Here is a 23,329-nt window from a genome sequence, read left to right on the forward strand (position 1 = left end):
ATTAGGGGGGCTTTATCTATGATGAACAGCTTCAGATCTTTCCCAAAACGTTCGGTGGCCGCGGTAGTACTCAGCATGACCCTTTTGCTTAGCGCTTGCGGGGCAGGGGGCAACAACGAACCAAATTCTACGGTTAAAAACCCGGAGAGCAATACCGAAGTCAAATTAGAGAAAATCAACTTCGCGTATATGCCGAACATGGGAGGAGCCGCACCGATCGCAATCGGCGAAGAGAAGGGCTTCTTTGAAGAAGAAGGCATTAAGATGAATGCCGTGAAATTCCTGAGCGGCCCTCCTGAATTCCAAGCGATGGCATCCGGCGATATTGATATTGCCTACATCGGACCGGGAGCAACCTTCTTGTCTGCACAAGGACAAGGCAACATTATTGGTCTGGTTAGCCTTGGCAAAAGCGACATGGTATTTGCAACGAAGAAATCCGGCATTAAGGAATGGAAGGATCTGAAGGGCAAAACGATCGGTGTTCCAAAAGGGACTTCAGGCGAGATGGTGCTTAACCTTGGTCTTGAAAGCGCGGGCTTGACTGCGAAGGATGTTAATATCATTAATATGGATGTTGCAGGAGCAGTTACGGCTTATGTCGCGAATAAAGTCGATGCGGTTGCGATCTGGTCGCCATACACGACAGAGATTGAGAAGCAAGTCGGCAAAGAGAATATGATCAAGCTTGGCGACAACAGCAGCTTTTACCCGGAATACAGCTTTCCGTCAGCTTGGGTTGCGAGCCCGAAATTCTTGAAAGAAAAGCCGGAACTGGTTGAGAAGTTCATGAAGGCAATGGCGAAGGTTACAGAATACAAAATCAACAATATTGACGAAGCGGTTAAGCTTACTGCCGAATATACACAAGTTCCTGAGGATAGCTTGAAGCAAGAGCTGGACTCCATAGACTGGATTGACAATGCAAGAATGGTGGAAGTATTCAACGATGGTACGGCCATTAAATGGTATGATAATTTGCAAAAGCTGTTCGTCATGAACGAGAAATTGGATAAAGCTGTTCCATCCGCTAATTTCTTGACGACTGAGCCAGCTCTGAAAGCGGCACAAGAATAAGAGGAATAAGAAGAAGCTGTCTGGCAAGGTCTGATGACCGCCAGGCAGCTTCTTTGTTTTTCAGGGCAGGAACCTATAGATGATCGAGCGATAGCTTAGCTTCCTCCGCCAAGCCTGCTTTGGATAAAGGAGACGACATTCAGCTCGCGCAGAAGTGCAGTCACCTCTTTGGTTCTTTTCTTATCAAATTTTTTAAGAATCATATTGATCTGGGACTTGATCGTGGAAAGCTCTACTTGCCGTTCCTTGGCAATCTGAGCAATCTTCATATCCTTGAGCAGCAGATTGAGCACCGCAAGCTCAGAAGGAGTCATTTGCGAGAGCAACAAGGTTGCTGCCATTAGCGCCTCCTGATTGCGGCGAATCCGTGAGAATTCATTTTTGATTTTGTAGGCGACCTCTGGGCGAACCTGTACGAGCCCGGAGCGGGCTGAGCGAATGCTTTGAATAATAGCCTCGCTCGTACTCGTCTTCAATACATAGTCAACTGCACCTGTATCGAATGCGCTGAATACGGTCTCCTCATCCTCATGCACGGTCAGAAAAATAATCTTGGCATCTGGATATTGCTCCAGTACCTTCTTGGCAGTCATAATGCCGTCATGCTTGACGTCCATTTCGATGTCCATCAGTATAATATCAGGCGGGCCAAGCTCGGCGATGAGCTGAAGCACCTCTTTGCCGCTTGCCGCTTGTCCAATGAGGGACATGTCCTGCTCCTGCCTTATGAGCTTGCAGAAATGCTCTCTTAATACATCCATATCCTCTGCTACAATAATTCGAATGAGCTCTTTGATGTCCCTCACCTTTTCCTTGGATCTGTATTTAGTTCGTACATTGGAATGATAATTTGGAATGACGTTCCAAGATCCGGCTTACTGTCTACATGAATGCGCCCATAATGTGCAAGCACAATATATTTCACATAGGACAGGCCTACGCCCCAGTTGCGGGTAGTGTTCTTATTCGTAATGAACGGATCGAAGATCGTGTCAATCATGGGCGAGGGAATGCCAGGACCGTTGTCGATGATCTTGATAATGACCCAGTGATCCTCCGTATACACGACGACCTGGATAGCGCCATCGGTTTCTGCTCCAATAGCTTCTATGGCATTGATTAGCAAATTGTACAGCGCCTCCGATATCGGAATGAAATCAGCTAGAATCATCGTTGACGGATCGGGCAGTTCTGTACTGATTTTAACATGCTTCTGTACAGGCTTAATACGGTCAAGCGAATGCTCAATTATAGTATGAATCAGTTGCGGCTTGAGCTGCAACTGATTGGTCTTGAACGATTTGTACAACTGGTCCAGCCGCCCGAGCGTTGCACCCACGATTTCATCGGCTTTTGCCAGCGGGGCTCCAATCGTGCTTGAGCTCTCTCCGGCTTGGACAGCATCAGTAGCTTGCCTTACTAATAGTTGAAGCATAATAAGCTGATTCTTAACCGCATGAGTGAACACCTGTGCGCCCATATTGGCTGTATCCAGCTTCCGCTTCAGGAGAAGGTCCTCCTTGCCCATTTTGAATTCGATCTCGGTATAACGCCATACGGCATAGATGCTGATGAGAGACAATATTCCAGTCAGCCCAATGCTAATGTACCATCCGGATAGAGTGAGAGGCGGATTGAAGTTCGAGAAGTCCGAATACAGCACGTAGAAGGTGCGAACGTCGAACACTTGCAGCGGGCCCATGAATCCGAGATAGAAATAAAATAATGCAAGAGAAAGAACACCGAGAATGATGAAGGCGCTTTGGCGCTTGACCCATGGAATCGTGATCGTACGGTATTTCCAGATCATAAGGAAGATTGCAGTTAAGGCGGATAGGACGACCCAGCCGCGTGTAATCCACCCGATTGTATACGTGTGATGGCGTTCGATTACCGTGAGTGCTCTTTTATAAACAATAGGATCATAGAAAATAAGGTTCGCAAGGGCGGGAATAAAGCTGATCAAATGAAACTTCCAATTCCGCCAGAAAGGCCGATAAGTCAGTAGAGAGACCGATAGTCCAATTAGGCTGAAAATAAAGAGGGAGCGGCCGATTGTAATAATTCGGCTGATCCCTTCAATTTTAATTGGGGCATTCAGCAGCAGATTGCGAATGGTATCGTTGAAGAACAACACGATATTCACCCGGTAGTAGAAGCCTCCGTATTTGGCAATGAACAGGATCAGGCCGAACATGCTCAGGAACCAGCCTACAAGGACGAAGGCCATCCAATAAGCAGAAGGGTTGCGAGCCTTCGCAATGAATAATGTAACCGCTGCCAAAATAAGAAAAATCAGAAGTATAGTCATGTTGTCTCCTTGCTTTTTCGATTTCCGTCGTTTCTTTTATTATAGTGTATTTTTCTATAAAATGCTTGATCGCACACAAACCATTTGATTGTTTTTTAGGAGGCAGGGCGTAATTTAACAGGGATGGAGACTAGCTATAGGAAAAAAGATTTCTGCTAATTGTGAAGTATGAGCCCATTTACAAGAAATAGCTGATTAGTGATCGGATATTGCCATGTTAAAGGGACATGACAGGGTGTTTTTGTGCAAATAACGGAACGGGGGATGCGTAAACTTTTTGAAAGAAGGATAATTGGAGGGGGAACGGAGTTTCGTTAATCTTCTACTAACTAAATCAGTAGAGGCCACTTTCTGAGAATGAGCAAAGCGAACCGAATTCAAGCTGCATGCAATAATGGGCTGGCTTTACACGAGCTTATTATGCAGGCTAAATGTTAACCTTGTTATCCTTTCGCATTAGTAATTAGACAAATAAAAGCACAAAAGAACAGGTTCGTTCAACTTGGTTCATGTATATTACGTGAAGAGGAGAATCGATATTGGAAGTTTATAAGCTGCTTCATGATGCAATTGAATATATAGAGCGTAATTTGGAAGGCAGGCTGGACGTGACTCTTATTGCTAAAGAGGCTTACTTTTCCCGCTATCATTTTCAACGGACCTTCCATGCTCTAACGGGATTTACTGTATCAGAGTACATCAGGAACCGCAGGCTTACATTAGCGGCAGAAGAGCTGGCTGCAACGGACCGGAAAGTTATTGACGTCTCTATTAAATATGGCTATGAGAGTGCGGCAGCTTTCTCAAAGGCTTTTTATAGGTTGCATGGCATAACACCAGCGGCTTCGAAGAAGCAGGACGTGAAGTTTAAAGCTTTCCCGAGAATCTCCTTCCAAATATCTATGAAGGGGGAGAGTGAAGTGATTTATCGAATCAAGGAAGAAGCGGCGTTCGAGGTTTTTGGGATAGCCTTCGCCACTTCAACCAGTAATGGTGCATGCTATAGAGAGATTCCTGCCTTCATTAAGGAAATCTATGAGGATGGAACACATGAGCAGATCAATAGAATTGCTGGTAATAGTGGGAAGAGCTTGCTCCATGGGTATTATTGTAATCCGAGCGAGGATGGCACTCTGACGTACATGATGGGATGTGAAGCTACTAAGGCTGCCGACCAAGCTATCCCGCCGACCTTCAGCAGATTAGAAATTCCAGCGCTCACCTGGGCTGTATTTGAAGGCAGAGGAGTTATGCCAGACGGCTTGGCTATCAGCAACCTGTGGAGAAGAATTTATTCAGAGTGGTTTCCTTCTGTTTATTTTGAACAGAGCGATGGGCCATGTATAGAGAAATATTTGTGGACTGATAATCAGAGAATTGACTATTCCTATGAGGTATGGATACCCGTAAGCAGGAAGGAGAAGTAAATGAACAATGATAAAGCCATTGCGCTGGAAGCTCTGAGACACTATCAGATTGAGCTTCGTTCGATTGACCCTATCGGACAGAGTGCTAATACGATATATAAAGTGACGGATACAGCGAATAACAGCTATAGTCTAAGGCTGCATGTATCCAAAAGTGATACACTCGATCGTATTTGGACGGACAGTAAAGTTATTGAGTCGGAGATGGTTTGGCTGAATGCTTTGTCCACATATACGGATGTGGCGGTGCCCGTGCCCTATCGGAATAGGCAACTAGAATGGGTGACTGAGCTTGGGGATCTCAAGTGTACGCTTCTCGGGTGGGTGGAGGGCGAGCAGAAATCTATGATTGATAATGTAGAGGATGTCCGCAAGATCGGAGACATGATGGGGCAATTGCATAGACATTCATCCAAGTGGGCGATGCCGGAAAGCTTCTCGCGTCCCCGCTGGGATGGAACGGAGATTGTGAAGACACTGGAGCGGTTCACTGAGCTTGCGGAGAATGGCACTCTGAAACAAAGCAGTACAGAAGTACTTATTGCCGCTGGCAGGCAGATGCTTACGAGGATAGATTCTCTAGAAAAAAAACCTGATCGGTGGGGCATGATTCATGCGGATATCATTCCACCCAATTTTTTATTTTATAACGATGAGGTAAGGCCTATTGATTTTGGTGCATGCAGTGAAGGTTATTATTTATCGGATCTCGGATGGACTTTTTCCTATATACACCCTGCACTTAGAGGACCCTTGCTTGAAGCATACGCCAAGCAGTTTCCGTTACCCCTTAATTATGTAGAACTGCTGGAAGCCTTTTTTGTTGCTGGACAACTCGGGACGATCCATTTCTGGCTTGGGCTTCCTGATGTCTTGGATTGGCTGCCTACCCATCTTGATAAGCTCGCAAGTCGAGAGTTCAAGCGTTTTGCATCGAAGGAATCGTTTCTCTTTGAAGGGACTCCCTATTGGGAATAAATTATACAATCTCGATATAACCGTCTTCTTGTAATTCTACAAGAGGGTGGTTATTTTTCTTATTGTTAACTATTGTTATTATAAGTAATATATTATGTATGAGTAATGGCATTAGCAGTAATGATTATTGTAATGATGAAAAGAGGAGCAAATACCTGTCATGCTGGCTCGATGTGGACGCATTACGTTAATCACGATCTGGATGCTGCTGAGTTCGAGCTGTATCTTTACTTGAGCTTTATGAGGGGCTCATTTAGTTTTTTGAAAAGAATACTGTCCATACTGCGGCATTGACTGCTTATTTGCTCGAATATTTAAATTGCTACAGTAATTAATATACTTAATTGGAGGATATTACATAATGAGAAGAATTGCACTGATACTAATAACTATATTTACTTTATCAACCCTGTCATCAACCTATGTGTCCGCAGAGGAAAGGCAGCTTCACGTGTTCGTGAACGGTCAGGAATTGGTGTTTCCAGATGCGCAGCCCTTCATGGATTCCAATGGGAGGATATTGGTACCCTCTAGATTTATAGCAGATGCGCTGGGCGCATCAACAACGTGGAACAAGGCAACGGAGACGGCAACGTTCGTATTGGGAAATGCCAATCTTACGCTCACTATTGGGCAAACAGAGTATCTCCTGAATGGTGCCACTAAGCAAATGGACACAGCAGCAATTATGAAGGACGATAGAATCTATGTGCCAGTTCGTTATGTATCAGAAGCTTTGTGGGCGAGTGTGTCCTGGGACGCAGCTTCTAGTACAGTGTCAATTGTAGAAGAGGGAGAGACCGTCTTGTATGACGGGATTTCCGTCAACACAGTGACTGACCTAGATAAGTCCGGCAGAATGACCTATGAGAAATCCAAAGAGTTTTTATTGAAGCTGGCTAATAATATTACGTTTTTAAAGGAGGAGGGCAATCCTGTCATTAGAGGTACTTATCCTGCTCTTCCCAAGGATCATTATTGGATAATTGATATTAGTGTTTCTTCTGAAATTTCAGGGATGGCTAGATTTTTAAATTACAAAGTTTTGAATCTTGATGTAATCGACTTAGATCCTTATACAAGAGAAATTTCTATAGATTCATTTGATGAAGAAATCTTTTTTACACTCACGAAGAAAGAAAAGGTTAAATATTATTACGTAACTTTTATGATTATGGCTAGAGATGACACGAATCCTAATAAAGAGGCATTAACCACATTAACGGAATTTCATCTTAATTCAACAGCATCTACTAGACTTGGAGATTATGCTGTGTTCACCAAATATGATAATGGCCGAAAAAATGAAAAGTACGAAGGTTTTGATTTCGCTAGAATGTTCCAATGGTAATCAAACAGATTGAATAGCTTTATGTTTGAGACGTATCCCATACGTCTCTTTCTTTATTTACCGACTATTTGTTCAAGTTATTCGAACCTTCATTCATATTCTTTAATTTTACAAAAATCACCCTAAAATTTACAATAGAGTCCACGGTATCATGGTAGAAGATCTCTCTTTAATTATAGTGAATCCCTTTTAAAGGAGGCATTTGCATTGAGAATAAGTCAATTGTCTAAAACAACGGGTGTCAGCCCTCGATCCATCAGACATTATGAGAAGAAGAATTTGATAACCGCTGCTCGCCTTGATAATGATTACCGCGAGTTTGATGAGTCTGCCATTGATCGTATCAAAACGATCCAAACCTATCTTAGCTTAGGTCTAACCGCTGATGAGATCGCGCAAGTATTGGACTGCAAGGATGAATATGCTGATATGGACGAATTTTGTGCAGAGATGCTGGAAGTGTACGAAGAAAAATTCGAGGAGATTAATAAGAAAGTGAATACATTGACCGTTGTACAAAGACGGTTGGAACAGCAGATCAATCAAATGAAAGCGCAACGAGACTCAGATGGGGAGGATGGATAATCCTGCCTACTCTAGTAGAATTCCTGTTGCGCGGAGTAATTAAAGCTGAGACATGAGTAAGCAGGCCATTGTTCTAGCAACATCAGGGCGGTACGACTGCATCTTCTTCTCAAAGCGAATGCGAGAATCGCCCTAAGCGTCAGGAGAAAAGAAGCACAGTCAGTACCAATCGTTTTCCTACTATTGTTGCAATTGCTTCCAAGTTTGTCCTTGCTGCTTGAAGTCAGCATTATTCTTATGAAGAGTCAGCTGCCGTGCTATTTGTTTCACCGCTTGGGCGCACATGCCGCAGCAACATTATAGCAAGAAAAGCGAGTGCAAGTACGATAAAGGCGCTAACGATGGCGACGATGCCAAGACCTTGAACAAACGAACTTTGGGCCATTTCGAGCAGGCTTGAATTCATTGCAGGAGCTTGCTCTTCCATTGCCGCCTTTGCGCTGGCTAGATTATCGCGTACCGTTTCGGCAACCTCAGGGGGTACACGGCTAGTAATCGCATCATCCATTTGCCTGCGATAAACGACCGTACCTAAGCTGCCGAGGACAGCAACACCTGCTGCAATACCAAGCTCCGTGCTGGTTTCTGATATTGCCGAAGCTGACCCTGCTTTCTCGGGATGGGCAGAACTGATAATGATGTCCGTTCCTAATACCATCATGGGAGCAAATCCTAGAAAAATAAGGCTGACTCCGCCTACCAGAGGATACAATCCAGAGGTATCCACTTGGCTAATTAACAGAAGTCCTGCAAATGCAATCATCAGCCCCGCTCCGACAATATATCCCGGGGAGACCCGTCTTGCAATAATAGGAGCTAATGTAGAGCCGATTACAGTCCCTGCGGCTGTTGGCAACATCCACAGTCCAGCTTTTAATGGGGACAATCCTTCAATAAGCTGCAAGAACTGTGTGAAGAATGGATAGATTCCTCCTACTGTCAAAAAGCCCATGAACATAATTCCCAAAGCAGCGCTGAATGACCGGTTTTCAAATAGCTTGAGGTCGAGCAGAGGTTTGGGGATGCGTCGCTGTCTTCGGATAAATAGAATGCCGAGAAACAGGCCGATTGCAATAGCCATTGCAGGCAGTGGTGCCCAGCCTCTTTCGGCGAGCTGCTTAATGCCGTAGATGGTAAATATAACTGCGGCAAGAGATAGGATCACACTGGCGATATCCATTCGTTCCTTATGGGTGCCTCGATATTCTGGCAGCAGCAATGGCCCAAGCACAAGGAGAAGCAGCATGACAGGAACACCGAGCATGAATACAGAGCCCCACCAGAAGTATTCAAGCAATAATCCGCCAACCACTGGACCGATGACGGTCCCGACTGTGAAACAGGTCATCCATATGCCAAAGGCGAAGCCACGCTGCTGAGGATCATGGAACATATTACTAATCAGGGATAACGTGGATGGCATAAGAGTAGCCCCTGTAATACCAAGCAATGCACGGGTGGCAATCAGCATCTCTGCACTGGTGGAGAAGGCTGCAAGAACTGAAGCGATACCAAATGCGCTGGCGCCTATCAACAGCAGTTTTCTGCGGCCAATTCGATCACCTAACGTTCCCATTGAAATGAGCAGGCCAGCAATCATAAATCCGTATATATCCATTATCCATAACATTTGAGTGCTGCTAGGCTGCAAATCTGCGCTTATATGCGGAATAGCCATATATAAGACGCTTATATCCAGAGCCAGCAGAAGGGTTGGCAGTGCAAGCACGGCCAAGCCGAGCCATTCCCTCCACCCGGCATGCAGCGGCTTAATATCTTCTACAGAATTATTGTTATTCGTATTCATTCTCTTCACCTTCTCATGAAAATTTTAGGCTGGATTATCTGGCCGCGCTTATGGATTTTCTTTCTCGAAAAATCGTTGATTGTTATGCTCGATTATGAACGTTTATTCCGCCGCACTGGACTGATGACCTCGAATGCGCGTGCAGGATCATCATCGCCGTAACCCTCATTAGCCATCCCATCTAATAAAGCTTTGCTTGGAGCCAGCCACTCTGCTGGAATATCCAATTCTTTGCTTGCTTTTATAATCTGGCCAAGCGCTAACCGATTGGTATTGATATTCGATTCATGTTGTTTCCTCCTTAGAATGGTTGAATTTGTATCCTCACAGCAAACTTTAAAGTATGACACTAGTGTAAATGTCAACAATAACTTAATGAAATGTACGAATGAGCGAATCCAACTGGGTTTGCTCATTTTTCTTAACTTCTGTATGTATCGTCTATCCTCGAACAAAGCCATCTTCATTCGACGCAACTCTGCTCCAGTTTTTCTATATTCAGGTTAACTAAAATTGCTCTTTGCATAAATGATCTGCTTTATTGTAATCTAACAGTTATTAACTAGGCTTAGAATAAATGATGCTAAATATATCGGGGGGATGAATTTGGCAGTCAATAGTTTGTTAGAGATGCTAAGATTACATTTTTTGTATGCGGAGAAGTATCATTTTCCTAAAAACTGGAATTATTATGAATCCATGATTCCTTATTCGATGATTCGATTCATCAAGAAGGGCAGTGCGAAGTTCATTATTGATGAGACGACGTATCATCTGGAGGAGAACGATATTATCTATATCCCGCAGGGAAGCATGCTCTTTTGTGAGGCGCTCAAAGGTGATTTCACCTTCATAAGCATTCGGTTCACAGCGGCTTTCCCTTCGCATGACAACGATATGTGGTCCAGAATAATGGGCTATGATACGAAGATCAGATGCGAGGATGAGCAGATTAAGCATTTTTTCGATTGTATCATTCGGGAGAAGGATTCTTCAGGAATAGGAAAGACGCTTATGCTGCGAGGTTATCTAGAGCTGATACTAGGCTACTTGATTAATTCCTCCGAGTCCTTTGCGGATCGAACGAATAAGCCTAGAAGCATGAAAGCAGACAATATGAATGATAAACGAATTCAGATTGTGCTGGATTACATGGTGAACAACTATCATACGAACATGAATATGGAGGAAATGAGCAAGATGGTCAATATCAGCTCGACAACCTTCAGGCGATTATTCAGGCAGCATACAGGCAAATCGCCAAGCGAGTTCTTGATTGAGCTGAAGATGGCTGTAGCTGCCAAAAAAATATTAGAAACCAATGAACGGATTTCGGATATTGCGTATTCGGTTGGTATTGAGGACCCTAATTATTTCTCCAGAGTGTTCAAGAAGCATTTTAGAGTGACCCCCTACGCGTATCGCAAGCTTGCCAAGGACTAGAAAATATTTCCTATAAAGATGATTGAATTATGCTAGTAATGAATGGATTGCTATATTCATGAGCTCAGCAGTTCTTGTTATGATTAGTAATAAGAAAGCGCTTTAATTTGCTGGAAGCAAGTAATAAAGGGGATTAAATCTATAAGGAGGCGGTAAATAAGACGGCGCAGCACGGTTTCTTAATTCCTAAAAGTAGGATTTTTCGGTGACGTTCTTTTTTAAAACTTGCTTGATTTATACTAATGAATCGAAGAGAGGTCAGCGTATATGAAAACAAAATCACTATTTCTAATGCTTGCATTAATGATGGTCATTACAACGGCATGTGGTAAAGGAAATGGAGAAGCACCGGCCCCAACCAATAATAATGAAGCCCAGTCCGATCAAGAGCTAAAGGGAGAAATCGTATTGTGGCACTCTTTTACCCAGGGCGCAAGGAATGAGTATATGAAAGAGGCAGCTGATGCCTTTATGGAAGAGCATCCTGGTGTAAAGATCACAATCGAGACCTTTGCTTGGTCTGAATTTTATACAAAATGGACAACAGGCTTACAGTCGGGACAAGTTCCAGATGTAAGTACAGCATTGCCGAATCACGTGGTAGAGATGCTGGATGTGGATGCGATTATTCCAATTAATGATGTCATCGACAAGATCGGAAGAGATCGCTTCTACGAAGCTCCGTTAAAAGAGGGAACGGTAGATGGCAATAACTATTCCATGCCGCTCTACTCTCATGCGCAGGTTATGTGGTACCGCAAGGATCTGCTTGAGAAAGCGGGATTGCAGGTTCCTAAGACATGGGATGAGCTTATGACAGCAGCCAAGGCAGTCAATCAGCCGGAGCAAGTATACGGCTTGTCGGTTCCAATGGGACTTGGCGATATGCAAGCGACACGCTTCTTGAATTTCTATGTTCGTTCAGCAGGCGAGACGCTAATCACGAAGGATGGCAAAGCCAATCTCACGAGCCAAGCCGCTATTGACGGCATTAATTATTGGGTGAATATGTATAAAGCCGTATCCCCATCAGGCTCGATGAACTTCAAGACGCTGGATCAGGCAACCTTGTTCTATCAGGGCAAAACGGCATTTGACTTCAACAGCGGCTTCCACATTGGCGGGGTAGAAACGAACTCACCTCAGCTATTGGATCAGATTGGCGCCGCTCCTATTCCGAAAGTAAATGCGAACGACCCAGACCGGGGAATTGAGACATCCAATATTCCAGTTGTGGTATGGAAGAACAGCAAGCACCCTGAAATTGCAAAAGCATTCGTAGAGAGCTTGTACGAAAAAGAGAAGTATATTAAGTTCCTGCACTCAGTCCCAGCAGGCATGCTGCCAGCCTTGAAGGATATTGCCGAGGACCCGCAGTTCTTGGATAATCCGACGATTCAAAAGTTCAGCGATGCCGTTAAAGTCATCAGCAGTGCGGTAGACAAAGGCACGGCAATCGGCATGGAATATGAACCAACCATTCAATCGGGCATTATTACGAGCCAGAGCGTGGTTGAAGAAATGTTCCAGAATATTGTTCTGAAGAATGAATCGGTTGAAGCTGCGGCGAAGGCAGCAGAGAAGAAATTGAATGATCTATTTGAATTAGCCGGATAATCGTCAATTAGTTAGATAAGAGGAGGGGGCTCGTCCCCCTTCCCTCATTTTCCACCGTAGGAAAGGAGACTGTCCGTAATTCACCTTTAGAAGCGGAGTGAACCTGATGAAGGCCATCATTGCAAAGTCAAAGAGAATTAATAAAACAGGCTTGTTATTTGTTCTTCCGGCCGTGTTGATCGTCGTGCTTTTGTTGATCTACCCTATTTTCTCCAGTGTTTATTTCAGCTTTACCTCCAAGCATTTGATCAAAGCGCGAATTGATTGGGTATGGCTCGATAACTTTAAGTTTGTCTTAACCAACAAGGACTTTTATATTGCTTTCCTTAACTCGATTAAATGGACCGTCTTCTCAATTGGTGGACAATTATTAGTAGGGTTTGCTACAGCGCTTGCGCTGAATAAAATACCGAAGTTTTCTGGTTTTTTCAGAACATTGCTTATTATTCCTTGGGCATTCCCGGCGATTGTAATCGCCTTTTCATGGAAATGGATTTTTAACGATGTGTATGGATTCGTACCTAATCTACTGACTAAGCTCGGAATTACAGACCATAATCTTAATTTCTTTACGGACCCCAGCTTTGTATTCGGGACGGTAGTCTTCATTAACATTTGGTTTGGTGCCCCGTTATTCATGGTGAACATTCTATCGGCACTCAAGACGATCCCGATGGAGCAGTATGAAGCAGCGGTTATGGATGGCGCTACACCTTGGCAATCCTTCTGGGCGATTACAGTTCGTCACATTCGCGGCGTTCTCGGATTGCTGCTTGTTCTTCGAACGATATGGATATTCAATAACTTTGACCTTCTCTACCTTATTACGGGCGGAGGGCCGTCCGATCTGACGACGACATTACCTATTTTTGCATATAAAGCAGGCTGGGGCATGAAGCAGTTGGGCGTAGCCTCAGCAATAACGGTTATCTTGCTATTATTCTTGCTTACGATTTGCCTGCTTTACTTTAGACTGCTCAACAAATGGGAGAGGGAGGATCGCTAATGAGAACTGTAGGTAGAAGTGGAATTGGTGTTGCTCTCTTGTATGTCTTTCTTACTATAGCGTCTATAATTGCTGTCTTTCCTCTAATCTGGATTGTTCTATCATCGTTCAAGTCGCCCGGCGAGATGGCAAGCTACCCGCTGTCGTTCTTGCCCAAGAATTTCACGTTCGATTATTACGACAGGGTTCTGAACAATCTGAATTTCTTGGACAACATTAAGAACAGTCTGGTCGTTTCTTTATCGGCAACGCTGATTACGATCGTGGTGTCTGCCTTGGCCGCCTACGGAATTATTCGGTTCTTCCCTAGAGCCGGCAAGAAGATGACGAAGCTCTTAATTACAACGTATATGTTCCCGCCTATTCTGCTTGCCGTTCCGTACACGATTATTATCGTGAAATTGGGATTGGTGAACACTTGGACAGGACTTGTTATTACTTACCTATCCTTCTCCATTCCTTATGCGATCTGGATGCTGACTGGCTTCTTCCAGACGGTTCCTCTGGAGATCGAGGAGGCGGCAACCGTAGACGGCGCGGGAAAAATAAGAGTGTTTCTGCAAGTTGTACTGCCGATTGTATCACCTGGTATTGTTGCAACAGCCATCTATACGTTCATTAATACATGGAACGAGTTCTTATTCGCCCTGCTGTTAATCAACAGCTCGAAGAAAATGCCGATTTCAGTCGCTTTATATTCCTTGAATGGCTCCGAAATACTCGATTGGGGAGAAATGATGGCAGCTTCTACAATCGTCATCGTCCCTTCTATTGTGTTCTTCATGCTCATTCAGAAAAAAATTGCTGGCGGCTTGGCAGATGGATCTGTTAAATAACTTGATAACTTGGAAGGAGATTTACGGATGAAAACAGTTAATTATGGCGTGGTTGGAACAGGTTATTTCGGAGCGGGGCTAAGCAGACTGCTCCACTCCTTGGAGGGAGCGAGAATTGCAGCGGTATATGATCCCGAGAATGCAGGGCCGGTAGCAGAAGAGTTGAATTGCGACATGGAAGAAAGCATAGAAGCGCTATGCAGCAGACCAGATATAGATGCGGTTATCGTAGCTTCACCTAATGGCTATCATAAGCATCCGGTACTGTGTGCGGCTCTTCATGGCAAGCATGTATTCTGCGAGAAGCCGATTGCGCTATCCTATGAGGACTGTAATGAAATGATCAGAACAACTAAGGAAAAAGGGCTTGTCTTCATGGCTGGCCATGTCATGAACTTCATGAACGGCGTTCGTACCGCCAAGAAGCTTATTAATGAAGGAAGGATAGGAGATATCTTATTCTGCCACGCAGAGCGCAACGGCTGGGAGCAACCGCAGGAGGAAGTAAGCTGGAAGAAGAAAAAAGAAATATCCGGCGGCCATCTCTATCATCATATCCACGAGCTTGATTTCATTCAATTCTTAATGGGGCCTGCTGAGCGTGTCAGTATGATCGGCGGCAATGTAGCCCATCAAGGCGAGCAATACGGCGATGAGGATGATATGCTGTTCATTTCGCTGGAATTCGGCAATAATCGCTTTGCTACTCTTCAATATGGTTCAGCTTTTAGATGGAGTGACCACTTTGTCAAAATTCAGGGCAGCGAGGGTGCCATCTTAATTGATATGCATGATGTGAAGGTTGTGCTTCGGACGCCAGAGGGCGATGAGCAGTTCCTGCTTCATCAAAGCAAGGAAGAGGATGATGATCGTACCCGCATCTATCAGGGCATGGAAATGGACGGAGCGATTATGTATGGCAAGCCGGATCGGAATCCGCCAATGTGGCTGAATGGCATTATGGCAAAAGAAATGGCTTATTTCCACAGTATTATGCAGGGGTCAGAGGTTGAAGAGGAGTTCAAGCCATTGCTGGATGGGACAGCTGCCAGAGCTGCGATCGCAACTGCGGATGCCCTTACTTTATCCATTGATGAAGACCGCAAGGTCAGTGTGTCTGAGATTACGTCAAGAGAGGCACTTGTATCATGATTTATGACAAGCTGTCCAATATAGAGCTCTATGCCTTTCCGAATAGCAGGCTGATGAGCTGTATGGAAGATATCAGAACGAGGCTGCTTGAAGAAGAGACAGCGGCAAATGATGATTTTAAGAAGAATCGTATAGCCTTCACCACAATCCCGAAGCAAGATAAACGATATGAAGCTCACAAACGATATATTGATATTCATATTGTACTGTCAGGACGGGAATATGTGGAGGTCAGCCATGCAGGGCTGCTGGCTAATCAGACAGCGTATGATAAGGACAATGACATCTACTTCGGAGATGTAGCATCTGACCTTTCATTCAAAGGATATTTGGAGCCTGGTTACTTTCTCATCTGTTTTCCTGAAGATACGCATTTAGTAGGTGCGCATGAGCAGGAGGAGCAAAGGGTCGAGAAAATCGTCTACAAGGTCTTATTAAAGTCTGAATATTCAGACTAATAGAAAGAAGTTTATTCCGTCCTCCTTAATGGCATCTTGCATTAGGGAGGATTCAAGAATTGCGGGGACGAGGAATGAAGCATTTCATTGGAATAGATATTGGCGGTACCGAGATCAAATATGCGGTATTGGATCAGTCGGCAGCAATGGTCTTCCATGCTTCTGCCAAGACGCCGAAGGGACAAGCCGATAATGGCATTGCTGAGGAAGTAATGGCTATCGTCAATAAGCTGCTCGGAAGCTATGACACCATGCAAGGCATTGGCATCAGTACGGCTGGGGTAGTGAATTCGGATAGCGGTGAGATTCTATATGCGGGTCCGACGATTCCAGGGTATATGGGAACCAATCTGAAGCAGATGCTTGAGCGGCAATTCAGCTTGCCTGTCCATATTGCCAATGATGTGAATGCTGCCGCCTTGGGAGAACGCTGGATGGGAGCTGCTCGCCGCTGTGATCATTTTTTCTGCATCACGCTCGGGACGGGTATCGGCGGAGCTTTATTTTGCAAGGGGCAGCTTGTGGTAGGACAGCATTATAGAGCAGGGGAGATTGGGCATTCCTTGTTCGACAAGCATTCGGGTACCACCTATGAGCAGAGAGCTTCTATGACCGCCCTACTGCATACAGCATCGCAGGAGCTGGAAGAGTTCTCTGGCTCAGGTCATGAGCTGTTCCAGAGGGCGGAGCTGGGTGATCGGATCAGCGAGCGCATTATTGATCAGTGGACAGAGGAAATCGCCCGAGGCTTGGCGGGGATCATTTGCATGGTAGACCCGTCCATGATCGTAATTGGTGGAGGAGTATCCGAGCAGAAGGAATTTCTATTAGCCAAGATCAACAAGCATATGCATGCTTACTTGCCTGATAACTTCTCCAAGACGCAATTGAAAATGGCCGAATTAGGCAATAAGGCTGCTATATATGGTGCAGTCTATCCCTATTATGAAGAAGAATGGAGCAATGCGAATAATGAATCAGAATATAATCTCTAAATTTGCAGGTATATATGTAGCTATGTATTCGGTCTATGATGAGGCAGGCCAGGTCAATTCGGATCGCGTTCGGAAGCTGGCGCGGTATTATGCTTCTACAGGAATCAAAGGCTTGTATGTAGGCGGCAGCTCAGGCGAAGGGATTCTGCAAACGGAGGAGGAACGCAAGCAGGTGCTTGAAGCCGTCATGCAGGAGGTAAAGGGCGAATTAGTCATTATGGTTCACGTAGGGGCGAATTCTACACGCGAAAGTGTAGAGCTGGCTAAGCATGCCGAGCAATACGGAGCGGATGTCATATCCGCAGTTCCTGCAATCTACTATCGTCTATCGGAGCAGGCTGTAGAGAACCATTGGCAGCATATGATCGATAGCACGAATCTTCCTTTCATTATTTATAATATTCCTCAGACAACCGGATTTAATCTATCCAGCAAGCTCCTTGCCAAGCTGGCACAGCAGGAGAAGGTTATTGGTGTGAAAATGTCAGGAGAGAGCACGTATGAGCTTCAACAATTCAAAGAAGCAGGGGGAGACAACTTCCTTGTATTCAATGGACCGGATGAGCAGTTTCTAGCGGGCAGGATTATGGGGGCAGACGGGGGCATTGGCGGAACCTACGGTGTGATGCCGGAGCTGTTCTGTGTCTTGAACCAGCTGTATAAGGATGCGAAGCTTGAAGAAGCACAGACGCTGCAGATTACTATTAATCGGATTATCAAAAAACTGCTCGGCTTTCCGTCTCTGTACGGTGCATGCAAATATATTCTAAGCCTTCGCGGAATTGAGACTGGCGAGCCAAGGCTGCCGTTATTGCCTGTTAAGCCATCGGATCATGCTGCTCTGGCAGTATTGAATGATGAGATTGTAGCTGCAACTGCCCTTCATACCAAATAGTGGAGGAGATAAGCAACTATGATTGAACAAATCTATGGCAGATTGGTAGTGTCCTGCCAAGCGCTTCAAGATGAACCGCTGCATAGCTCCTTCATCATGTCGAAGCTGGCTTTAGCGGCCAGTGAAGGCGGAGCGGCAGGCATAAGGGCGAATTCCAGAGAAGATATTATTGCAATAAAAAGAGAGGTTTCCTTGCCTGTAATTGGTATCGTCAAACGCGACTATGCGGATAGTGAGGTCTTTATTACGGCAACAAAGACGGAAATAGACGAGCTGCTGGAGAGTGGCTGCGAGATGATTGCCTTGGATAGCACCAAGCGGAATCGCCCGAATGGGGAAACATTGGAGGGGCTTGTCCACTATTGCAGGACAAAGGCACCCTCTATCCAACTAATGGCTGATATTTCAACGGTGGAAGAAGCCATCACAGCCCAGCAATTAGGCTTTGATTGTGTATCGACGACACTTTATGGCTATACGCCATATACGGCAGGCCATAAACTGTATGATCAAGATTTTGAATTTTTACAGCAGGTGTTGAAGGCAGTAGACATTCCTGTTATCGCGGAGGGGAATGTCATGACCCCTGAGATGCTCAGGCGCTGTATGGAGCTAGGTGCGGCATCGGTTGTAGTGGGGGGCGCCATTACAAGGCCTAGAGATATTACAGCACGTTTCGCGTCAGCAGCAGGGCAGTTATAAAACAATCGGGAAGCTTCTCTATGGAGAAGCTTCCCGATTGTTTTATTTCATAAGCATACTCAACGTTCCAATACTGTTGGAGAATGTCGTTTATTGTGGCAATTGGTTGGGTAATATTATTCAATTTTACAAATGGAAACCCGATAAAGAGTAAAGAAAGTTGTCAGAGGCGATTAGGCAACAAGGAGGAACTTGTATAATGCCCGGAATGATAGATGCTTTACGCCAGCAATGGAAAGGCGGCGGCAAAGGGGAATCCATGGCTTTATTCACATCCAAGGCTCAATTTGAGAGGATTTGCAGCCATAATCAACCGTTGATTGCTGTATTTCAGCATTGTATCTCAACGATTAAGGAGCATCTATCAGGAACTTACCTGTTTTTGCTAACGGATGCACAAGGAGTTTTGCTAGCCATGGACTATAGCAAAGATCTGGAGAGCACAGTTAGAAGCTCCCCGATACGGCTCGGAATGTATTTTACCGAGAAAAGCTGCGGGGTTAATGCTATTTCGGAAGCAATAGCTCATAATGGTCCGGTCTATTTGCCGCCGGAGCAGCATGAAAGTCCTTTATTTAAAAGCTGGCATTGTTTTTCTACCCCACTGACGATCAATTCGGACAATGTGGGTTATTTGGATGTGTCCACTATTGATGAGGATATGAAAAGCGAGCTGATCGCCATTGCCAAGCTGATTCCAGCGGCTATGCTGACCAGCTACCAGGAGCAGCTTGCCGCCCAAGCGCAGGAGCAGTGCCCGGTGCAACTGACGGAAAGGCAATTAAATGTGCTCAAGCTTATCTCTCAGGGCCAAACGGTGAAATCTATTGCACTAAAGCTGAAAATAAAAGAATGTACGGTCAATCATCATAAGAAAATTATTTTTGATAAATTCGGCGTTCAATCCAGTACAGAAGCGGTCACGATAGCGAATCGGCTATCCTACTTGTAATCAGCTACCTATAGATTTATATAGGTGGGAATAATCGCTATTTATGTTACAATTTTATGGTGTGAAATAGCGACTTAACATACCAGGAGGGTAACGATGTCAACAAAAAAGCTTATTATGGGTTCAATGGTTATGCTGTTAATTCTAGTGCTGGCAACAGCATGTGGCGGTAGCAAAGCAAAAACAATCGATGTGGGTACGACTGCAAACGGTACTTATACGAATGATTATTTTGGTGTATCCTTAAACTTCCCGGCGGAGTGGGAGTTCAAGAATGAAGAAGAGATGAAAGAGCTTGCTCAGGCGGGTCAAGAATTAATCGCGGGTGATGATGCTTCCAAGAAGAAGAAGCTGGATCTGGCATCGGTAAAAACACTTAACCTGCTTATGGCATCCAAATATCCATTAGGCGGAGAGCAAGTAGGTCCTAGCATTATGTCGGTTGCAGAAAAAGTAAGCAAGCTGCAAGGCATTTCGACAGGCAAGGACTATTTGGAAGCTTCCAAGAAGCTAATGGTAGAAAGCCAGCTTCCTTATGTGTTCAAAGAGATTACAACAGTGACAGTAGGCGGCAAAGAGTTCCATGTCATGGAAGTTTCGATTGATACTGGCGCAATGGTTGTTACACAAAACTATTACAGCAGAATTATCGAAGGCTATGCCTTTAACTTGATTACCACTTACGAGAATGAAGAGTCGAAGGCTGAAACGGATAAAATTATCGGGTCGGTTGCCTTTAAGTAATAGAATTGAATTAGACTGCGCCACTCTGGCACAGAATATGAGCCCGGCGCCCTCCTCCAAGGATGGCAGCCGGGCTTTGTGCGGATATAGAAATGAAGGGACGAAGTTGGTAAATGTCGATTTTTGTTAGATCAACAGGAATATAAGGATTATTGTGGAATTAGAATGATAATACATAGTTTTTTTGATGACAGGTAGGAGGAAGTCTTAATGGAGTTGTTCACGAAGCCGGTCGGGATAGGGGCGATATTGGACCGGAGCTTTCAGCTATATCGCAAGCATTTTATAACGGCTTATTTAATCATGCTCATTTTCTTCGGGCCGATCTATTTAGTGCAGAACTTGCTTTTGTTTGAGATAAGCGGTGCCTCCCTTCTCCCAGAGTACGGGGTAGCAGCAATAGAATCATTAGAGAGCTTCTCGGAGCCCAGCAGTGAACTATATGTGATTTACTTTTTATTCTCGCTATTATTTGTTCCTCTCTATATGATTGCCATCATGCCGGCAGCAATCTCTTCCCATCTGCATCTTGTTCATGCAGCAGCTGAAGGCAGAGCAATGCGGCTGGGAGAATTAATGAAGCGTTCTTTCACTCCGTACTGGAGAATGGTGGGCAACAGCGTTTTATTTGGGCTTATCCAGGTGGCTGCTTATATTGCTCTTTCTATCGTAGGTACGGTTGTCATAATGATTGCTTTTGCTATAGTGGCCTTGTTAGGCATGGGATTGGCAGGGCTGGGTATGAGCTCGGATGGAGGAGCCATTGCGGCAGGAGTTATTATGGTCATTGCTTATATTCTGTTTGCAGTAGCATCAATGGCAGGCTATAGCTATTTCATCATTCGTTTTGGGTTTTATTTGCCAATATTGGCATTGGAGAATGGCGATCAGCCCCTGCTACGCAGCTGGAGGCTAACTAAAGGAAATTATTGGCGCATATTTGCAATTAATATGATTGCGGGGCTCATCGTCCTGCTCTTCTTAATAGGTGGCTACGGGCTGTCTATCTTTGTGTTCAAATTATCAATAATTGGACAACTCCTCAGCGTATTGCTTGTACTGCTTGTTGCGCCGATCCCCCTCATAGCCTACGGACTCGTCTATTTCGATATTAAGGGCCGTAATGAAGGAGCAGATATTGAGCATGCGCTCATACTTGCGAATGAGGCCGATCAATCGAAGCAAGCTGTGTCGAATTGGAATGGCGGCGAGATAAGGCTGTCGAAAGAAATGAGTGCGACAGATGAATGAGCGGGTTAATTATGCGGACAAAGAAAAGCTTAGGGATATATTGAGCCGTGATGAATATACCGCCTACATGAAGCCCAAAGAAAATAATATCATTCTGGAATGGCTGGAGAGCGGTTGGAAGAAGCTATTGGAGCTTTTTCCCGATGTTAACGTTCCTTCAGGTGCGCCTAAGCTGCTCGCTTATCTCTTAGTGATTATTGTGTTCCTACTGCTGGCGGCAGCTGTTGTATGGCTGGCTAGAAATATAATTATCCAGCGGCGGAGCAGGCATACGGGGTATTTTCGCAGCCAGGAGGAATGGGAGCAGACCTCACGCATGCTTCGTCAAGAAGCTGAGAAGCATGCGGAGCAAGGCAATTATGAAGAAGCGATTAGAATGCTGTTCTTAGCCATGCTGCTCATGATGGATGAACAGGGCTGGATAAGAGCGGCGAAGTGGAAAACGAATTTCGAATACGCTGAGGAGCTGTATGATCGGCGGCCGCAAGCTGTCGATACATTCATGGAGGCTGCCAAGCTATTCGAAGAAGTCCATTATGGCAAAGGAACGGCTGGCGAGAGGAAGTATGAACACCTCGTGCAATTAGCTTCGCTTCATTGGCAGGAGGAGAGAGACGATGCTTAAACGAAACGGGCAGCGGATAGGGATTGCAGTTAGTCTTATCGCATTCATTCTCGTAGGGCTTCTGCTCGTCAAGCCTGATACCGTCACTTATCCGCCCTACGTATCAAGCTCTGCAAGTCCTAATGGAGTGAAGGGGCTCTATGATTTATTGAAGGAAAAAGGAGCTCCTGTGAAGGGCTGGAAGAAGGAATGGCGCTTTCTGCCTAAGTCTGGCCAGCATAAGCTCATTATTATTGAGCCCCAAGAATTGAAGGAGGATGAGCTGGAGCAAATTACAGATTGGATGGCTGCCGGCAATGATGTGCTGCTTCTGGATCAGAATCCTTGGCAATGGGAGGACTTTACGCTAGTAGATGCTCTTGCTGAGCCTTCCCCAGTTCCGATTACGTCTTGGCATGATTCGTCTGACTGGCTGACAGCAACGATAGCTTCCGAATATAGGATAGAATTCAGAGAAGAGATAGAGCCTCTATTGGAGGATAGTCAAGGCATGCTGGCGGGGCGCATTTACTATGGTGAGGGCAGCATGACCGTTATGCTAGTGCCGGAATGGGCAAGGAACGACCAGATTTTGCAGCATGAACAGTTTGAACTGCTAATGAAATACTTAGGGATTGATGATCATGTGGTATGGTTCGATGAATACCATCATGGCATTCAAGATAAAGCAGGGCTATGGTCCGTGTATCCTGCCTGGCTGCTGGCTGCTTTGATTCAGCTGATTATTGGAGCGCTTCTATGGCTATGGTTGAAAGCCGTTCGATTCGGCCCGGCCTATACGCCGCGCTCATGGACGGTCCGGCGTGGAGATGAGACATTGCTCGCTGCCGCAGGCTGGTATGAGCGGCGCAAGCTTGCACGTGAAGCACTCGTTCATCAATCTCGGTACATCAGAGATCTGATGCGGCAGAGATGGGGGGTTCCTGTGAAGGCCACTGATTCGCAAGTGCTTGCGGCAGCCAAGCTCCACTGGAGCAAAGCAGAGATTAATGATCTTGCAGCGCTTCTGCAAAGCTGGCAGGAGGCCGAGCACACTTCGTTCTACACCATGAAGCAGTTCGTACAGGATAGCAGAAAAGCTGATCCTATTATTGTGAAATTAGAGAAGGAGTGAATC

General features: G+C 45.2%; 23 protein-coding genes. 19 read left to right on the forward strand and 4 right to left on the reverse strand.

All coding sequences use genetic code 11. The annotated features are described in order from the left end of the window. The first annotated feature begins 18 nt into the window (after positions 1-18). Positions 19-1,077 carry an aliphatic sulfonate ABC transporter substrate-binding protein gene (locus AC50YO_RS12795; RefSeq protein WP_494847339.1) on the forward strand — a complete coding sequence of 353 codons (1,059 nt, stop codon included), beginning with the start codon at positions 19-21 and terminating at the stop codon, positions 1,075-1,077. Between the two features lie 95 nt (positions 1,078-1,172). On the opposite strand, the gene AC50YO_RS12800 is transcribed toward AC50YO_RS12795, so the two are convergent. Both AC50YO_RS12800 and AC50YO_RS12805 read right to left on the reverse strand, forming a co-directional pair. Further along, on the reverse strand, positions 1,173-1,883 hold the full coding sequence (locus AC50YO_RS12800) for a response regulator (RefSeq protein WP_494847343.1): 711 nt from the start codon (positions 1,881-1,883) through the stop codon (positions 1,173-1,175). Beyond that, a complete protein-coding gene (locus AC50YO_RS12805) occupies positions 1,880-3,388 on the reverse strand; it encodes a sensor histidine kinase (RefSeq protein WP_494847345.1) in 1,509 nt (502 codons plus the stop codon). The genes AC50YO_RS12800 and AC50YO_RS12805 overlap by 4 nt, the downstream gene beginning before the upstream one ends. A 539-nt stretch (positions 3,389-3,927) precedes the next feature. Between AC50YO_RS12805 and AC50YO_RS12810 the strand changes: the two genes are divergently transcribed. The 4 genes from AC50YO_RS12810 (at position 3,928) to AC50YO_RS12825 (ending at position 7,729) form a co-directional block, all read left to right on the forward strand. Further along, positions 3,928-4,815: an effector binding domain-containing protein gene (locus AC50YO_RS12810; RefSeq protein ID WP_494847346.1), complete on the forward strand. Its 888-nt coding sequence runs from the start codon at positions 3,928-3,930 to the stop codon at positions 4,813-4,815. Next, positions 4,816-5,793 carry a phosphotransferase enzyme family protein gene (locus AC50YO_RS12815; RefSeq protein WP_494847348.1) on the forward strand — a complete coding sequence of 326 codons (978 nt, stop codon included), beginning with the start codon at positions 4,816-4,818 and terminating at the stop codon, positions 5,791-5,793. A 361-nt stretch (positions 5,794-6,154) separates the two neighbouring features. Then, positions 6,155-7,144: a copper amine oxidase N-terminal domain-containing protein gene (locus AC50YO_RS12820; RefSeq protein ID WP_494847350.1), complete on the forward strand. Its 990-nt coding sequence runs from the start codon at positions 6,155-6,157 to the stop codon at positions 7,142-7,144. A 207-nt stretch (positions 7,145-7,351) separates the two neighbouring features. Next, a complete protein-coding gene (locus AC50YO_RS12825; protein ID WP_494847352.1) occupies positions 7,352-7,729 on the forward strand; it encodes a MerR family transcriptional regulator in 378 nt (125 codons plus the stop codon). 235 nt (positions 7,730-7,964) lie between these two features. Here the strand turns inward: AC50YO_RS12825 and AC50YO_RS12830 are convergent, their stop codons facing one another. Together AC50YO_RS12830 and AC50YO_RS12835 are read right to left on the reverse strand one after the other, a co-directional pair. After that, positions 7,965-9,536: an MFS transporter gene (locus AC50YO_RS12830; RefSeq protein WP_494847354.1), complete on the reverse strand. Its 1,572-nt coding sequence runs from the start codon at positions 9,534-9,536 to the stop codon at positions 7,965-7,967. Between the two features lie 92 nt (positions 9,537-9,628). Beyond that, positions 9,629-9,952, reverse strand: coding sequence for a hypothetical protein (locus AC50YO_RS12835; RefSeq protein WP_494847356.1), 324 nt, complete (start codon positions 9,950-9,952; stop codon positions 9,629-9,631). A 214-nt stretch (positions 9,953-10,166) separates the two neighbouring features. Here AC50YO_RS12835 and AC50YO_RS12840 point away from each other — a divergent pair, with 214 nt between their 5' ends. The 14 genes from AC50YO_RS12840 (at position 10,167) to AC50YO_RS12905 (ending at position 23,326) form a co-directional block, all read left to right on the forward strand. Next, on the forward strand, positions 10,167-10,979 hold the full coding sequence (locus AC50YO_RS12840; RefSeq protein ID WP_494847358.1) for a helix-turn-helix domain-containing protein: 813 nt from the start codon (positions 10,167-10,169) through the stop codon (positions 10,977-10,979). 267 nt (positions 10,980-11,246) lie between these two features. After that, entirely contained in the window at positions 11,247-12,596 is a 1,350-nt protein-coding gene (locus AC50YO_RS12845; RefSeq protein ID WP_494847359.1) for an ABC transporter substrate-binding protein, read from the forward strand. Between the two features lie 106 nt (positions 12,597-12,702). Next, the gene (locus AC50YO_RS12850; RefSeq protein WP_494847361.1) at positions 12,703-13,602 is read left to right on the forward strand and encodes a carbohydrate ABC transporter permease; all 900 of its coding nucleotides are present in this window, start codon (positions 12,703-12,705) and stop codon (positions 13,600-13,602) included. Continuing rightward, positions 13,602-14,438, forward strand: coding sequence for a carbohydrate ABC transporter permease (locus AC50YO_RS12855; protein WP_494847363.1), 837 nt, complete (start codon positions 13,602-13,604; stop codon positions 14,436-14,438). Before AC50YO_RS12850 ends, AC50YO_RS12855 begins: the two co-directional genes overlap by 1 nt. A 27-nt stretch (positions 14,439-14,465) precedes the next feature. After that, positions 14,466-15,590: a Gfo/Idh/MocA family protein gene (locus AC50YO_RS12860; protein WP_494847365.1), complete on the forward strand. Its 1,125-nt coding sequence runs from the start codon at positions 14,466-14,468 to the stop codon at positions 15,588-15,590. After that, complete coding sequence (locus AC50YO_RS12865) at positions 15,587-16,048, forward strand: NanQ anomerase/TabA/YiaL family protein (RefSeq protein ID WP_494847367.1); 462 nt, start codon at positions 15,587-15,589, stop codon at positions 16,046-16,048. The genes AC50YO_RS12860 and AC50YO_RS12865 overlap by 4 nt, the downstream gene beginning before the upstream one ends. A gap of 59 nt (positions 16,049-16,107) precedes the next feature. Beyond that, positions 16,108-17,043, forward strand: coding sequence for an ROK family protein (locus AC50YO_RS12870; RefSeq protein ID WP_494847368.1), 936 nt, complete (start codon positions 16,108-16,110; stop codon positions 17,041-17,043). Next, positions 17,021-17,938 (forward strand): dihydrodipicolinate synthase family protein, encoded by a 918-nt coding sequence (locus AC50YO_RS12875; protein WP_494847370.1) that lies wholly within the window; start codon positions 17,021-17,023, stop codon positions 17,936-17,938. The genes AC50YO_RS12870 and AC50YO_RS12875 overlap by 23 nt, the downstream gene beginning before the upstream one ends. A gap of 18 nt (positions 17,939-17,956) precedes the next feature. After that, positions 17,957-18,640, forward strand: a complete 684-nt coding sequence (locus tag AC50YO_RS12880; RefSeq protein ID WP_494847372.1) for an N-acetylmannosamine-6-phosphate 2-epimerase — start codon at positions 17,957-17,959, stop codon at positions 18,638-18,640. Between the two features lie 199 nt (positions 18,641-18,839). Then, positions 18,840-19,592: a helix-turn-helix domain-containing protein gene (locus AC50YO_RS12885; protein WP_494847373.1), complete on the forward strand. Its 753-nt coding sequence runs from the start codon at positions 18,840-18,842 to the stop codon at positions 19,590-19,592. A gap of 96 nt (positions 19,593-19,688) precedes the next feature. Then, positions 19,689-20,336 carry a hypothetical protein gene (locus tag AC50YO_RS12890; RefSeq protein ID WP_494847374.1) on the forward strand — a complete coding sequence of 216 codons (648 nt, stop codon included), beginning with the start codon at positions 19,689-19,691 and terminating at the stop codon, positions 20,334-20,336. Between the two features lie 210 nt (positions 20,337-20,546). Continuing rightward, complete coding sequence (locus tag AC50YO_RS12895) at positions 20,547-21,587, forward strand: hypothetical protein (RefSeq protein WP_494847376.1); 1,041 nt, start codon at positions 20,547-20,549, stop codon at positions 21,585-21,587. Further along, positions 21,580-22,212: a DUF4129 domain-containing protein gene (locus AC50YO_RS12900; protein WP_494847378.1), complete on the forward strand. Its 633-nt coding sequence runs from the start codon at positions 21,580-21,582 to the stop codon at positions 22,210-22,212. Before AC50YO_RS12895 ends, AC50YO_RS12900 begins: the two co-directional genes overlap by 8 nt. Then, positions 22,205-23,326: a DUF4350 domain-containing protein gene (locus AC50YO_RS12905; RefSeq protein ID WP_494847380.1), complete on the forward strand. Its 1,122-nt coding sequence runs from the start codon at positions 22,205-22,207 to the stop codon at positions 23,324-23,326. Before AC50YO_RS12900 ends, AC50YO_RS12905 begins: the two co-directional genes overlap by 8 nt. The last annotated feature ends 3 nt before the right edge of the window (positions 23,327-23,329 follow it).

The organism is Paenibacillus sp. J22P59 (assembly GCF_059383895.1).